This window comes from Kosakonia sp. YIM B13588 (assembly GCF_042788165.1).
In the GTDB taxonomy this organism is placed as follows: Bacteria; Pseudomonadota; Gammaproteobacteria; order Enterobacterales; family Enterobacteriaceae; genus Kosakonia; species Kosakonia sacchari.
Genome location: NZ_JBHZPO010000006.1, coordinates 152,630 through 166,817, shown reverse-complemented (window position 1 = coordinate 166,817; position 14,188 = coordinate 152,630). Strand labels below are relative to the sequence as shown.

At 55.4% G+C, this 14,188-nt stretch carries 12 protein-coding genes; 7 read left to right on the top strand and 5 right to left on the bottom strand.

Features of this window, described 5'->3' with window-relative positions:
• Positions 1-198: 198 nt before the first annotated feature.
• Genes nrdA through yfaE form a run of 3 tightly spaced genes read left to right on the top strand, consistent with a single transcriptional unit; the run spans position 199 to position 3,922 of the window.
• A complete protein-coding gene (gene nrdA / locus ACFX4U_RS12795; protein WP_313506627.1) occupies positions 199-2,484 on the top strand; it encodes a class 1a ribonucleoside-diphosphate reductase subunit alpha in 2,286 nt (761 codons plus the stop codon).
• Between the two features lie 53 nt (positions 2,485-2,537).
• Positions 2,538-3,668, top strand: a complete 1,131-nt coding sequence (nrdB, locus tag ACFX4U_RS12790) for a class Ia ribonucleoside-diphosphate reductase subunit beta (protein WP_200550362.1) — start codon at positions 2,538-2,540, stop codon at positions 3,666-3,668.
• Positions 3,668-3,922 (top strand): class I ribonucleotide reductase maintenance protein YfaE, encoded by a 255-nt coding sequence (yfaE, locus tag ACFX4U_RS12785; protein ID WP_017458569.1) that lies wholly within the window; start codon positions 3,668-3,670, stop codon positions 3,920-3,922. Before nrdB ends, yfaE begins: the two co-directional genes overlap by 1 nt.
• A gap of 27 nt (positions 3,923-3,949) precedes the next feature.
• Here yfaE and glpQ read toward each other — a convergent pair whose 3' ends face one another.
• Together glpQ and glpT are read right to left on the bottom strand one after the other, a co-directional pair.
• Positions 3,950-5,014: a glycerophosphodiester phosphodiesterase gene (gene glpQ, locus ACFX4U_RS12780; RefSeq protein ID WP_313506626.1), complete on the bottom strand. Its 1,065-nt coding sequence runs from the start codon at positions 5,012-5,014 to the stop codon at positions 3,950-3,952.
• A 12-nt stretch (positions 5,015-5,026) separates the two neighbouring features.
• Positions 5,027-6,379, bottom strand: a complete 1,353-nt coding sequence (gene glpT, locus ACFX4U_RS12775; protein WP_305735476.1) for a glycerol-3-phosphate transporter — start codon at positions 6,377-6,379, stop codon at positions 5,027-5,029.
• 273 nt (positions 6,380-6,652) lie between these two features.
• Between glpT and glpA the strand changes: the two genes are divergently transcribed.
• Genes glpA through glpC form a run of 3 tightly spaced genes read left to right on the top strand, consistent with a single transcriptional unit; the run spans position 6,653 to position 10,708 of the window.
• The gene (gene glpA, locus ACFX4U_RS12770) at positions 6,653-8,275 is read left to right on the top strand and encodes an anaerobic glycerol-3-phosphate dehydrogenase subunit A (RefSeq protein ID WP_313506625.1); all 1,623 of its coding nucleotides are present in this window, start codon (positions 6,653-6,655) and stop codon (positions 8,273-8,275) included.
• Positions 8,265-9,521, top strand: coding sequence for a glycerol-3-phosphate dehydrogenase subunit GlpB (glpB, locus tag ACFX4U_RS12765; RefSeq protein ID WP_313506624.1), 1,257 nt, complete (start codon positions 8,265-8,267; stop codon positions 9,519-9,521). The genes glpA and glpB overlap by 11 nt, the downstream gene beginning before the upstream one ends.
• Positions 9,518-10,708, top strand: coding sequence for an anaerobic glycerol-3-phosphate dehydrogenase subunit GlpC (glpC, locus tag ACFX4U_RS12760; RefSeq protein WP_313506623.1), 1,191 nt, complete (start codon positions 9,518-9,520; stop codon positions 10,706-10,708). Before glpB ends, glpC begins: the two co-directional genes overlap by 4 nt.
• Before the next feature lie 23 nt (positions 10,709-10,731).
• On the opposite strand, the gene ACFX4U_RS12755 is transcribed toward glpC, so the two are convergent.
• Complete coding sequence (locus tag ACFX4U_RS12755) at positions 10,732-11,931, bottom strand: nicotinamide mononucleotide deamidase-related protein YfaY (RefSeq protein WP_313506622.1); 1,200 nt, start codon at positions 11,929-11,931, stop codon at positions 10,732-10,734.
• Between the two features lie 93 nt (positions 11,932-12,024).
• Positions 12,025-12,567 carry a YfaZ family outer membrane protein gene (locus tag ACFX4U_RS12750; protein WP_017458576.1) on the bottom strand — a complete coding sequence of 181 codons (543 nt, stop codon included), beginning with the start codon at positions 12,565-12,567 and terminating at the stop codon, positions 12,025-12,027.
• 172 nt (positions 12,568-12,739) lie between these two features.
• Here ACFX4U_RS12750 and nudI point away from each other — a divergent pair, with 172 nt between their 5' ends.
• Positions 12,740-13,165: a nucleoside triphosphatase NudI gene (gene nudI, locus ACFX4U_RS12745; RefSeq protein ID WP_313506621.1), complete on the top strand. Its 426-nt coding sequence runs from the start codon at positions 12,740-12,742 to the stop codon at positions 13,163-13,165.
• An 8-nt stretch (positions 13,166-13,173) separates the two neighbouring features.
• Here the strand turns inward: nudI and ACFX4U_RS12740 are convergent, their stop codons facing one another.
• Positions 13,174-14,094, bottom strand: coding sequence for an Rpn family recombination-promoting nuclease/putative transposase (locus ACFX4U_RS12740; protein WP_313506620.1), 921 nt, complete (start codon positions 14,092-14,094; stop codon positions 13,174-13,176).
• Positions 14,095-14,188 lie beyond the last annotated feature (94 nt).

Below are 14,188 nucleotides of genomic sequence, written 5' to 3'. Positions count from 1 at the left end.
GATTACCACCCTTTCGCAACCTCAATTTAACCTCAAAATCAACTCTTGTACTGAAAAGAATCCTTACTAGAATACTCACCATATAGCGTTTCTCTTATCGCAAACCCCCTATATGTAGTATTTATCCACAGAGTTAATCACAGCAACGAATTGTGGATAAAAGGGGGGATATTTTCTATTTCACGGACAGGTAATCACATGAATCAGAGTCTGCTGGTGACAAAGCGTGATGGTGGCACTGAGCGCATCAATCTCGACAAAATTCATCGAGTACTGGATTGGGCGGCAGAGGGGCTAAGTAACGTATCCATCTCTCAGGTTGAACTGCGCTCACACATTCAGTTCTACGACGGTATCAAAACGTCCGATATCCACGAGACCATCATTAAGGCCGCTGCGGATCTGATTTCCCGCGACGCGCCGGACTACCAGTACCTGGCCGCACGCCTGGCCATTTTCCACCTGCGTAAAAAAGCCTACGGCCAGTTCGAGCCGCCTGCGCTGTTTGACCACGTGAAGAAAATGATTGAGCTTGGCAAATACGATCATCATCTGCTGGAAGACTACACGGAAGAAGAGTTCAAGCAGATGGACGGTTTTATCGACCACTGGCGCGATATGAACTTCTCTTACGCGGCGGTGAAGCAGCTGGAAGGCAAATACCTGGTACAGAACCGCGTGACCGGCGAGATCTACGAGAGCGCGCAGTTCCTCTACATCCTGGTTGCCGCGTGCCTGTTCTCCAACTATCCGCGTGAAACCCGTCTGGACTACGTGAAGCGCTTCTACGACGCCGTATCCACGTTCAAAATTTCGCTGCCGACGCCGATCATGTCCGGCGTGCGTACGCCGACCCGTCAGTTCAGCTCCTGTGTACTGATCGAGTGCGGCGACAGCCTGGACTCCATCAACGCCACTTCCAGCGCGATTGTGAAATACGTTTCCCAGCGCGCCGGTATCGGTATCAACGCCGGTCGCATTCGTGCGCTGGGTAGCCCGATCCGCGGTGGCGAAGCGTTTCACACCGGTTGTATCCCGTTCTACAAACACTTCCAGACGGCAGTGAAATCCTGCTCGCAGGGCGGTGTACGCGGCGGTGCGGCAACCCTGTTCTACCCGATGTGGCACCTGGAAGTCGAAAGCCTGCTGGTACTGAAAAACAACCGTGGCGTGGAAGGCAACCGCGTGCGTCACATGGACTACGGCGTACAGATCAACAAACTGATGTACACCCGTCTGCTGAAAGGTGAAGAGATCACCCTGTTCAGCCCGTCCGACGTGCCGGGTCTGTACGATGCGTTCTTCGCCGATCAGGACGAGTTCGAACGCCTGTACACCCAATATGAAAAAGACGACAGCATCCGCAAACAGCGCATCAAAGCGGTGGAGCTGTTCTCTTTGATGATGCAGGAACGTGCGTCCACTGGCCGTATCTACATTCAGAACGTCGATCACTGCAACACCCACAGCCCGTTTGACCCGCTGGTTGCGCCGGTACGTCAGTCCAACCTGTGCCTGGAAATCGCCCTGCCGACCAAGCCGCTGGATGATGTGAACGACGAAAACGGTGAAATCGCGCTCTGTACGCTCTCTGCATTTAACCTCGGGGCGATTAAAAACCTCGACGAGCTGGAAGAGCTGGCAACGCTTGCGGTGCGTGCGCTTGATGCCCTGCTGGACTACCAGGATTACCCAATTCTGGCCGCTAAACGTGGCGCGATGGGCCGCCGTACGCTGGGTATTGGCGTCATCAACTTTGCTTACTGGCTGGCGAAGAACGGCAAACGTTACTCGGACGGCAGCGCGAACAACCTGACGCATCAGACTTTCGAAGCGATTCAGTACTGGTTGCTGAAAGCCTCTAACGAGCTGGCGAAAGAGCAAGGCGCGTGCCCGTGGTTCAACGAAACCACCTACTCGCAGGGTATTTTGCCGATCGATACCTACAAGAAAGATCTCGACGCTATTACCAACGAGCCGCTGCATTACGACTGGGAAGCGTTGCGTGAATCGATCAAAACGCACGGTCTGCGTAACTCCACGCTCTCCGCGCTGATGCCGTCTGAAACCTCATCGCAGATCTCCAACGCCACCAACGGTATTGAACCGCCGCGCGGCCATGTGAGCATCAAAGCGTCGAAAGATGGCATCCTGCGTCAGGTGGTGCCGGATTACGAAAAACTGAGTACTGCCTACGAGCTGCTGTGGGAAATGCCGAATAACGACGGCTACCTGCAACTGGTCGGCATCATGCAGAAATTTATCGATCAGTCGATTTCGGCAAACACCAACTATGACCCGTCACGCTTCCCGTCGGGCAAAGTGCCGATGCAACAATTGTTGAAAGACTTGCTGACCGCCTACAAATTTGGTGTGAAAACGCTGTACTATCAAAACACCCGCGATGGCGCGGAAGATGCGCAGGATGACCTGGCACCTTCCATCCAGGACGATGGCTGCGAAAGCGGCGCATGTAAGATCTAACTAAGGGGCGGGGAAACCCGCCCTTTTTTTTCGCAAGACAGGACTCACATTCCATGGCATACACCACTTTTTCACAGACGAAAAACGATCAGTTGCTGGAGCCGATGTTCTTCGGCCAGCCGGTTAACGTGGCGCGCTACGATCAGCAAAAATATGACATTTTCGAAAAGCTGATTGAGAAACAACTCTCCTTCTTCTGGCGTCCGGAAGAAGTTGATGTTTCCCGCGACCGTATCGATTTCCAGGCGCTACCGGAACACGAAAAGCATATTTTTATCAGCAACCTGAAATACCAGACGCTGCTGGATTCCATTCAGGGTCGTAGCCCGAACGTCGCGTTGCTGCCGCTGATCTCCATTCCGGAACTGGAAACCTGGGTTGAAACCTGGGCGTTTTCAGAAACGATCCACTCACGCTCTTACACCCACATCATCCGCAACATCGTTAACGATCCGGCGGTGGTGTTTGACGATATCGTCACCAACGAGCAGATCCTCAAGCGCGCGGAAGGCATCTCGCACTTCTACGACGAGCTGATTGAAATGACCAGCTACTGGCACCTGCTGGGGGAAGGCACGCACAACGTCAATGGCAAAACGGTGACCGTTAGCCTGCGCGAGTTGAAGAAGAAACTTTACCTGTGCCTGATGAGCGTGAACGCGCTGGAAGCGATTCGTTTTTACGTCAGCTTCGCTTGCTCCTTCGCTTTCGCCGAGCGTGAGCTGATGGAAGGCAACGCCAAAATCATCCGTCTGATTGCCCGTGACGAAGCTCTGCACCTGACCGGCACCCAGCATATGCTGAATCTGCTGCGTTCCGGCGTTGATGACCCGGAAATGGCCGAGATTGCCGAAGAGTGCAAACAGGAGTGCTATGACCTGTTCGTCCAGGCGGCATTGCAGGAAAAAGAGTGGGCGGAATACCTGTTCCAGGGCGGCTCGATGATTGGCCTGAACAAAGACATTCTCTGCCAGTACGTTGAGTACATAACCAACATCCGCATGCAGGCAGTCGGTCTCGATTTACCGTTCCAGACCCGTTCGAACCCAATTCCGTGGATCAACACCTGGCTGGTTTCCGATAATGTCCAGGTAGCGCCGCAGGAAGTGGAAGTGAGTTCTTATCTGGTCGGTCAGATCGACTCTGAAGTCGACACCGACGATCTGAGTAGCTTCCAGCTCTGATGAGCCGCGTGACGCTTAGCCTTTCCGGCACGCACGTACAGTGCCAGGATGAGCACCCTTCCCTGCTGGTGGCGCTGGAATCGCACCAGGTGGAAGTTGAGTACCAGTGCCGCGAAGGCTACTGCGGCTCCTGCCGCTGTCGTCTGGTGGCAGGCCAGGTTGACTGGATTGCCGAACCGCTGGCCTTTATCAACGAAGGGGAAATTTTGCCCTGCTGCTGCCGGGCGAAAGGCGATATCGAAATCGAGATGTAAAAAAGGGCCTTCACAGGCCCTTTTGTTTTACTTGTGCTGTAAAAACTGTACCGCTTTATCCGGGAAATCGGTGAACAAACCATCGACACCCGCCTGCTGATACAACACCTTATAGAGCTGATTCACATCGCTGGCATACGGCGGAAGCTGATCCGCGCGTACGGTAAACGGATGGACCTGCAAATGGCTGGCATGCGCCTCTTTAACCATTGCCGTTAGCTTCACGTTACCCGGTTTTGAACCGTCCGCCACCAGCATGTGGTAGTCCGGGCCGATGCCGTCGGCATACTGCGCGATTTGCTTCATCGCGCCGGGTTTGAACATCCAGTCGTAACTGTAATTCACCCATTTGCCATCCGGCTGCTGCTCCTGCGTTTCATTCCAGTTGGTATATGCAATCAGCTGCACCAGTTTGAGATCCATCCCCATCTTCGGTTCCAGCTCATTCTTAATGCGCTTGAGCTCATTGACATCAAAACATTGCAGGTACACGTTGTCCTGCTTGCTGGTGTAGCCGTACTTTTTCAGCACTTCCAGCGTTTTTGCGGCAATGTCTTTGCCTTCCTGATGGTGGAACCAGGGCGCTTTGATCTCCGGATAAATACCGATGTTCTTGCCAGTGGAGTGGTTTAACCCCTGCACAAACTCGATCTCCTCTTCAAACGTATGAATGCGGAAATCGGATTTACCCATCGGGAAACGCCCCGGATAGACCTGCACTTTCTTGCCCTTTTCCAGTTCGAACCCTTCGGTAAACTTCAGCGAGCGGATCTCGTCGAGCGTAAAGTCGATGGCGTAGTAACGCCCGTCTTTACGCGCGCGCTGCGGGAAGCGCTCCGCGACATCCGTTACGCGGTCGAGATAGTGATCGTGCAAGACGACCAACTGGTCGTCTTTGGTCATCACCAGATCTTGTTCAAGGAAATCCGCGCCCTGTGCATAGGCCATCGCCTTCGCCGGTAAAGTATGTTCCGGCAAATAACCGCTGGCACCACGATGGGCGATAACGATTTTATCGGCGGCCAGCGCCTGGCTGGTTAACGCGCCTGCCAGCAGCAGGCTTGAGGTCATACGGGTGAAAGTGGTTTTCATCAGTGCTCCCTGTTAGCTGCGACGCGCCAGCACGTCGGCATGGTGACGTTTCTCGCCAATCATCACGATAACCAGCAGTAAAACCGCCAGAATGCTGCCGCCAATCATCACCATAAAGCCACCATCCCAGCCGAAGAAATCAACGGTATAACCGACAATGGCGCTGGCGGCGACAGAACCACCAAGATAGCCAAACAAGCCGGTAAAGCCCGCCGCCGTACCCGCCGCTTTTTTCGGTGCCAGCTCCAGCGCATGCAGACCAATCAACATCACCGGGCCGTAAATCAGGAAGCCGATGACAATCATGCAGGCCATATCCACGCTCGGGTTACCCGGTGGGTTCAACCAGTAAACGATTGTCGCAATGGTCACCAGTGTCATAAAGAACACGCCCGTTGCGCCGCGGTTTCCGCGGAAGACTTTGTCCGACATCCAGCCGCACAGCAGCGTGCCGGGAATGCCCGCATATTCATAGAAGAAATAGGCCCACGAGGATTTATCCAGCGCGAAGTGTTTCACCTCTTTCAGGTAGGTCGGCGACCAGTCGAGAATGCCGTAGCGCAGCAGATAAACAAAAACGTTCGCTACCGCGATATACCACAGCAGTTTGTTCGGCAGGATGTACTGCATGAAAATCTGCTTTGCGGACAACTCTTCTTCGTGTTTGTCGCTGTAATCATCCGGGTAATCGTTTTTGTACTCTTCAATCGGCGGTAAACCGCAGGATTGCGGGGTGTCGCGCATCAGAGCGAAGGCCAAAATCGCCACCAGAATTGCGCCAAACGCGGGCATATACAGCGCCGCATGCCAGTCGTTAAACCACGCCATCCCCAACAGGAACAGCAGCGGAGGAATGCCGCCGCCGACGTTATGCGCGCAGTTCCATACCGACACAATGCCGCCGCGCTCTTTTTGCGACCACCAGTGCACCATGGTGCGCCCACACGGCGGCCAGCCCATCCCCTGGAACCAGCCACAGAGGAACAGCAGCACAAACATGACCATGATGCTGGAGGTTGCCCACGGCACGAAGCCCATAAACAGCATCACCGCCGCCGCCAGAATTAACCCGGCGGGCAGGAAAACGCGCGGATTCGAGCGATCAGACACCGAACCCATAATAAATTTAGAAAAGCCGTAGGCAATGGAGATACCGGACAGCGCAAACCCCAGATCGCCACGGGAAAAGCCCTGTTCGACCAGATACGGCATTGCGAGCGCAAAGTTCTTACGCACCAGATAGTAGGCGGCATAGCCGAAGAAGATCCCGAGGAAAATCTGCCAGCGCAACCGCCGGTACAGCGGATCGATTTGCGCATCGGGCAGACGCGATTGATGGGGGGCAGGTCTAAAAATACTCAACATAGCGGCCTCCGTGGCGCGGTAAGACTCATATCTTTCATTAATGAGTGAAAACGAACATAACCAGAGTTATTCGCGGCGGATTGTAGTGAAAGTTTTAACCAGAGTGAATGAGTTGTCGCAGGTATTGTTACAGAAATATGACAAACATCTAACTTCACGCATGAAAGCGCGTTTCACTTTCGTTTTTTGCTCGAATATGCGCGATATCAAACAAACCACAATCATAGTATGGCTAAATGATTGCTAAGGAACGTCGACCAGAAGGACGCGAACATGCGCAACTCCAGTGACTACGATGTGATTATTATCGGCGGCGGCGCGACCGGCGCAGGCATTGCCCGCGACTGCGCCCTGCGCGGCTTGCGTGTGGTGCTGCTTGAACGCCACGATATCGCCACCGGCGCGACCGGTCGCAACCACGGCCTGCTGCACAGCGGTGCGCGTTACGCGGTGACCGATAACGAATCAGCGCGTGAATGTATTGCCGAAAACCAGATCCTTAAACGCATCGCCCGCCACTGTATCGAACCGACAGATGGCCTGTTTATTACCCTGCCGGAAGATGACCTGGTGTATCAAAGCCAGTTTATTGACGCCTGTCTGCAAGCGGGGATACCGGCGCAGGCCATGTCACCGCAGGAGGCGCTACGCATGGAGCCAAGCGTCAACCCGGCACTGATCGGCGCGGTGCGCGTACCGGACGGTACGGTGGATCCTTTTCGCCTCACCGCCAGCAATATGCTGGACGCGCGCGAGCACGGTGCCAAAATCCTCACCGGGCACGAAGTGTGTGGTCTGATCCGCCATGGCGACACGGTGAGCGGCGTGCGGCTATATCACCCTGCCAGTGGTGAAACCCAGGAACTCCACGCGCCAGTGGTGGTGAATGCCGCCGGGATCTGGGGGCAGCGCATTGCCGAATATGCCGACCTGTCGATCCGCATGTTCCCGGCGAAAGGCGCGCTGCTGATCCTCGATCACCGTATTAACCAGCACGTCATCAACCGCTGCCGCAAACCCGCCGACGCCGATATTCTGGTACCTGGCGACACGATTTCCCTGATTGGTACCACCTCAACACATATTGATTACGCCGACATCGATAACCTGCGCGTCACGCCTGACGAAGTGGATATTCTGCTGCGTGAAGGGGAAAAACTGGCACCGGTAATGGCAAAAACGCGCATCCTGCGTGCTTACGCCGGTGTGAGACCGCTGGTCGCCAGCGATGATGACCCGAGCGGGCGCAACGTCAGCCGGGGAATTGTGTTGCTGGATCACGCGCAGCGCGATGGGCTGGAAGGTTTTATCACTATTACCGGCGGCAAGCTGATGACTTACCGGCTGATGGCCGAATGGGCGACGGATGCCGTGTGTCGCAAGCTCAATCATCATGCTCCCTGCACTACCGCAACCGCGCCGCTGCCTGGCTCCCGCGAGCCGACTGAACAGGCACTCAAAAAAATCATCTCTCTGCCGACGCCGCTACGTGGTTCGGCGGTCTATCGCCATGGCGATCGTACGCCAGCCTGGCTTGGCAGCGACAGACATAACCGCAGTCTGGTTTGCGAATGTGAAGCCGTCACCGCTGGAGAAGTGCAGTACGCGGTCGAAAACCTCAATGTCCATTCGCTGCTTGATTTACGCCGCCGCACACGCGTCGGGATGGGCACTTGCCAGGGCGAATTGTGCGCCTGCCGTGCCGCTGGTTTGCTTAACCGCATGCATGTCACGACTGAAAGTGAATCTCTGCACCAACTGGCCGATTTTCTTAATGAGCGCTGGAAAGGCGTTAAACCCGTCGCCTGGGGCGATGCGCTGCGGGAAAGTGAATTCACTCGCTGGGTTTATCAGGGATTGTGTGGTCTGGAAAAGGAGGCGGAAGATGAGATTTGATACGGTTATTATCGGGGGCGGGCTGGCCGGTTTGGTGTGCGGGATCCGTCTTGTTCAGAGCGGCCAGCGCTGCGCTATTGTCAGCCGTGGACAGAGTGCTCTGAGCTTCTCCTCCGGCTCGCTGGATTTGCTTTCGCATTTACCCGACGGTCAACCTATCGATACGCTTGATAGCGCCATCGCGCACCTCCAACAGCACCATGCTAATCACCCTTATGCCCGGCTCGGCGCAGACCAGGTTCGCCATTACGCACAACAGGCGCAGACGTTGCTGGCAGATTGCGGGCTGGCGTTACAGGGCAATGTTGATACGCCGCACCAGCGCGTGACGCCGCTTGGCACATTCCGCACCGCCTGGCTTAGCCCGCAGGAAGCGCCGGTAAAAACAGAAATTCACCAGCACACTGGCGTAGTCGGTATCAGTGGCTTTCTTGATTTCCAGCCGCAGCTTGCGGCAGGTGCGCTGCGTAAACGCGGTATTGATGCACAGGCAGAAGAGATAGATCTGCCGCTGCTGGATCGGCTGCGCGACAACCCCAGTGAATTTCGCGCGGTGAATATCGCCCGCCTGCTGGACGCACCCGAACACTACAACGCGCTGTACGAAGCGCTGCTGCCGCTAAGCCAGCACTACGCGATGCTCTATCTGCCCGCCTGCTTTGGTCTGACGGACAGTAGCGTCTTTACGCGCCTTAATCAGCAACTGGCCTGCCCGCTGCGCCTGCTGCCCACGCTGCCGCCTTCCGTACCGGGTATGCGCATGCAGCAACTCCTGCAACAGGCGTTTATACGCAGCGGCGGTAACTGGATGCCCGGTGACGATGTACTGCGTGCCGATATCGCCGACCAGCGTGTCACACAAGTGTGGACGCGTAAACATGAAGATATCCCACTGCGTGCGCGCAATGTGGTGCTCGCCAGCGGCAGTTTTTTCAGTAACGGGCTGGTTGCCGGGCGCGATCGCGTGCGGGAAACGGTGTTTGATCTCGACGTGCTGCAAAGCGCACAGCGTCAGGAGTGGTATCGCGATGATGTGTTTGACAGCCCGCCGTGGCAGCAGTTTGGCGTGCAGACCGACGCGCAACTACACGGCTTGCGTCAGGGGAACGCCGTGAACAATCTCTATGTGGTTGGTTCCGTGCTGGGCGGTTTTGATGCCATCGCCCAGGGGTGCGGCGGCGGCGTTTGCGTCGTCACCGCGCTGCATGCCGCACAGCAAATTCGCGCACAGGGAGGCGAACAATGAACAATACGCAATTTGAAAGCTGCATTAAATGCACCGTTTGCACCACCGCCTGCCCGGTCAGCCGCGTCAACCCCGCTTATCCTGGCCCGAAACAGGCAGGCCCTGATGGCGAGCGCCTGCGGTTAAAAGACGCCGCGCTGTATGATGATGCGCTGAAGTACTGCACCAACTGCAAACGCTGCGAAACCGCCTGCCCGTCCGGGGTGAAAATTGGCGATATTATTCAGCGCGCCCGTGCTCAGTACGCGCCGAAAAAACTCTCCATACGTAATACTATTCTCAGCCACACCGACCTGATGGGGACGCTATCAACACCGATGGCGCCGCTGGTAAATGCGGCAACATCGCTCAAACCCGTGCGCCAGTTGCTGGATACCGCATTAAAAATCGATCACCACCGCACGTTGCCAAAATATTCCAGAGGCACATTTCGCCGCTGGTATCGCAGCATTGCCGCAAAGCAACAGACATTTGCGCAGCAGGTGGCGTTTTTCCACGGTTGCTACGTGAATTACAACCATCCCCAGTTGGGTAAAGATCTGATCCGCGTGCTGAACCATATGGGCATCGGCGTACAGTTGTTGCAGCGGGAAAAGTGCTGTGGCGTCCCATTGATTGCGAATGGCTTTTTCGATAAAGCGAAAAAACAGGCGCAGTTTAATGTGCGCTCACTGGAGCAAGCCATCGGCACCGAGGGATTGCCGGTTATCGCAACCTCGTCCACCTGTGCTTTCACCCTGCGCGATGAATATCCTCACCTGCTGGATGTGGATAACAGCCATCTGCGCTCGCATATCGATTTAGCCACGCGCTGGATCTGGCGCATGCTCGACGAAGGTCGCTCGTTGCCGCTGAGAGAAACCCCGCTGAAGGTGGTCTATCACACGCCGTGTCATATGGAAAAAATGGGCTGGACGCACTACACGCTGGAGCTGCTGCGGCGCATCCCCGGGCTTGAGTTGACGGTGCTGGATTCGCGCTGCTGCGGGATTGCCGGAACCTACGGCTTTAAAAGCGAAAACTACCCGACATCGCAGGCGATTGGCGCGCCGTTGTTCGAGCAAATTGAAGCCAGCGGCGCGGATCTGGTGGTGACGGATTGTGAAACCTGCAAATGGCAAATTGAGATGTCCACCAGCAAACGCTGTGAACATCCCATTACGCTACTGGCAAACGCATTGGGGTAACGGCATGCCGTTACCCTCAGCGATTACTCTACCGACAGCGTTTCCACCACATTGATCCAGCCGTGATCGCTGGCAATATCTTTGCCCGCCAGCCAGCGGCGCAGAATGTTCAGCGCCATCATGGCGCACACTTCCTGGCGCACCACCAGCCCGTGGCGGGTAGTATTGAATTTCACCCGCAGCGCGCGGGTGCCTTCCGGCGTCGCCAGCGCGAAGTTAAGATGATCCTCTTCAAGACCGGTCACTGTCAGCGCCAGCCCGGCGAGATGGCGATTGCGCAGCTCGGTGGTCCAGCGAGCGCTTTGCGCCAGCGCTTCCGCCTGCGACGGTAACACTTCGCTGGCCAGCAGCGGCGCACCAGCGCGTGAAAGTTGTAATGCCACCAGACCGCCGGTGAACTGTTCGCTCAGCGTCAGACTGAGCTGACGTTCCCGCAGGGTTGCGGCAAGCGCGGCCGGTAAACCGTCGGTGCCTTCAAAAATCAAACTTTCCCCGGCGACGCGTTTCACTTCCGGCCACAGCGCTTCCATCGCGGCGCGATGTTCTGCCGGGCCAGTCAGTTTTAATTCGATAATCGGCATCGAAGAGCGGTAGCCCATCACCACGCCTAGCGGCAGTTGCAGGTGTTGCAGGCTCTGCGCCAGATCGCTCTCTGAGCGACCAAAAGTGGTTAAGCGCAGGCAAACCGGCGGCTCCGGCAGGGTAAAGCGTGCGCGCAGGCGCGGCAGAATTTCTTGTTCCACCATCACTTTAAATTCCGACGGTACGCCCGGCGTGAAGAACATCAGGCAACGGTTGAGTTGCAGAGCAAAACCACAGGCGGTACCGACCGGGTTATCCACCAGTTCGGCGCTGGCCGGGATCTCGGCCTGTTTGCGGTTACTCGGCGCCATCACGCGGCCACGTTCGGTAAAGAAGCGTTCCATTTGTGCCAGCCACGCTTCGTGTAGCACCAGCGCTTCACCTTTGGCGGTCGCCGCCGCCAGCGCGCTGAGATCGTCGCTGGTCGGCCCCAGGCCGCCATTCACAATCAGCACATCCGCGTGCTCACTACGTTCACGCAGGATAGCAACCAAATCATCAAGGTTATCGCCCACGGTGTTACGGCGCGTGAGGGGCACCCCCTGGTTAAAGAAAAAATCAGCCAGCCAGGCCGCATTGGTATCCACAATCTGGCCATGCAGCACTTCATCGCCGGTCGATAACATCTCCACATTTAACATCGTTAGCTCCTGCAATCGAGGTTGAAACACTATAGCGCATGCGCAGAGGAAAAACGGAGACAAACGGGCGCGGACAGATGCCGCGCCAGGGGATTAGAAACTGGCGCTAACGCCAACATACGGGCCATCAGCCACAGCGTTGTCCCGACGTCCTTCTTTACCGGTCATGTCGATGTAGCGGTAACCAGCCTCAACCGTCAGCGGGCGCATAATGGTGTAACGCGCCCCGGCGTTCGCTTCCTGGTACTCTTTCACGCCGCTGGAGAGTGAATCCGGCGAGTAGTAGTATTCACCGAAGATGCTAAAGCTACTGGCGATTTTCCACTGCAGCCCGCCGCCGACCGCAACGGCATAACCTTCGCTGCCCACATCCGGATTCAGATAAATGCCTTTCCCGCCGACGGTTGCAAGGAACGGACCAAGCGGGATGTTGTAACCAAGCCCCAGGCCGGCGATATCACCATCATCTTCACTGTGTGCCCAGTTACCGCTCACGGCGATGCCGCTGGTTTCGGTACCCAAACCAAAACCAAAGTTGGTGTAATCTTTCCCAATCTGGCCGTTCAGACTCACGGCCTGCGCCCCAGCAGAGACCAGCAACACGCTGGCTAAACCTAATAAAGCAACGTTCTTCATTTTTGATTTCCGCACATAACGGGCCTGATGCCCAAAAGCCTCTGATTGTACGCTTATTTTTCTGTCAGAAGAATGAATAAAAAGGTCAGTAAATATAGATGGGGTCAATTTTTCCGCACCAGCGATTGCGTTAACATGGCGCATTCTATTCATCACGCTAAAGGAATTAACCATGCGACAACGGACGATTGTATGCCCACTGATTCAAAATGACGGCGCCTATTTGCTGTGTAAAATGGCCGACGATCGCGGTGTTTTTCCCGGTCAATGGGCATTATCCGGCGGTGGTGTTGAGCCGGGCGAGCGGATTGAAGAGGCGCTGCACCGGGAGATCCGTGAAGAATTGGGTGGCAAGCTGGAGCTGAGCGAAATCACGCCGTGGACGTTTCGCGATGATATCCGGGTGAAAACCTACGCCGATGGCAGCAAAGAGCAAATCTATATGATTTACTTGATTTTTGATTGCGTCAGCGCCAATCGCGAAGTCAGCATTAATGACGAATTCCAGGATTACGCGTGGGTAAAACCTGCGGATCTGCACCGCTACGATCTGAACGACGCGACCCGCAATACATTAAGGATGAAAGGGTTGCTCTGAAAGCATGCTCAATGGCTGACCTTTTCCACCACTTCCGCCGGTAGCCCGGTTAATGTTGCTACGACATCGGGCTCCATTCCTTTTTCCAGCATCACTTTGGCAATGCGCAGCGCTTCTTGTCGAACACCTTCGGCTCGTCCCTTTTCCAGGCCAAACGTCATGCCTTCTTCGCGAAGATATTGTGCAATATTCATTAACGCCTCCTTTTGCTGATGATCCGTGGTTCTGCTGGCAATGGCGGTTAAAAACGCTGCCGGATCGGCGGTATGACCCGCCTTCAACAAATAATGCAGCAACGTCTTCAACTGTTCGCCGCCAGTGTAGCCCAGCGCCAGCAGGCTGACCAGTTGCTCCTGAAACTCCAGCATATCGCGTTGCCGGACATGTTTTTGTAAAAGCTCAAGCATCGCAATACGTCGATGTTGCACAATTTCAGCATCGGGAAGTTGGGTGATATCCACCAGTGGAAACGCGCTGGTGTAGAGTTTTTCCGCCTGCTGCGGCAACTGAAAGGCATCCAGCCAGCGTAGCGACCACGGATACGGCGTGACGCGTCCATGATAAAAAAGCATCGGGATAACCACTGGCAATTCACCATGCCCTTTATCAAGATGGCGCTGCATTGCGGCAATGGCATAGCGCATCAGGCGAAAGGCCATATTTTTATCCGGTGAACTTTGGTGTTCAATCAAGGCATAAAGATAACCGTCGCCAGCGCGTGTTCTCAGCGAATAGAGAATATCCGAGTAGCAATATCGCAGATCTTCCTCAACAAAACTGCCCGATTCCAGATGCAGCGTGGAAAGATCACACAGTGCAATCAAATGCTCTGGCAGGTGAATGTCGAAAAAATCACGAGCGGTTTGCGCATGTGATAATAATTTGCGAAACACCGCATCGTGCGGTGTAGAAGAGGATGAATGCGGCATCGCTATCCCTGCGTTTCAGAAGCCAGAGCGCAAACTAACACACTTGCGGGAGGGGGGTTTATCGGCCAGTCAGTTTGTCGTAAAGGCTCGCAAA

Excerpts from the sequence above, each read along its gene's own strand:
- glpA (WP_313506625.1), top strand. The coding sequence starts at position 6,653 with ATGCGCAACTCCAGTGACTACGATGTGATTATTATCGGCGGCGGCGCG.
- ACFX4U_RS12755 (WP_313506622.1), bottom strand. The coding sequence starts at position 11,931 with ATGTTAAATGTGGAGATGTTATCGACCGGCGATGAAGTGCTGCATGGC.
- glpT (WP_305735476.1), bottom strand. The coding sequence starts at position 6,379 with ATGTTGAGTATTTTTAGACCTGCCCCCCATCAATCGCGTCTGCCCGAT.
- glpC (WP_313506623.1), top strand. The coding sequence starts at position 9,518 with ATGAACAATACGCAATTTGAAAGCTGCATTAAATGCACCGTTTGCACC.
- nudI (WP_313506621.1), top strand. The coding sequence starts at position 12,740 with ATGCGACAACGGACGATTGTATGCCCACTGATTCAAAATGACGGCGCC.
- ACFX4U_RS12750 (WP_017458576.1), bottom strand. The coding sequence starts at position 12,567 with ATGAAGAACGTTGCTTTATTAGGTTTAGCCAGCGTGTTGCTGGTCTCT.
- glpB (WP_313506624.1), top strand. The coding sequence starts at position 8,265 with ATGAGATTTGATACGGTTATTATCGGGGGCGGGCTGGCCGGTTTGGTG.
- ACFX4U_RS12740 (WP_313506620.1), bottom strand. The coding sequence starts at position 14,094 with ATGCCGCATTCATCCTCTTCTACACCGCACGATGCGGTGTTTCGCAAA.
- yfaE (WP_017458569.1), top strand. The coding sequence starts at position 3,668 with ATGAGCCGCGTGACGCTTAGCCTTTCCGGCACGCACGTACAGTGCCAG.
- nrdA (WP_313506627.1), top strand. The coding sequence starts at position 199 with ATGAATCAGAGTCTGCTGGTGACAAAGCGTGATGGTGGCACTGAGCGC.
- nrdB (WP_200550362.1), top strand. The coding sequence starts at position 2,538 with ATGGCATACACCACTTTTTCACAGACGAAAAACGATCAGTTGCTGGAG.
- glpQ (WP_313506626.1), bottom strand. The coding sequence starts at position 5,014 with ATGAAAACCACTTTCACCCGTATGACCTCAAGCCTGCTGCTGGCAGGC.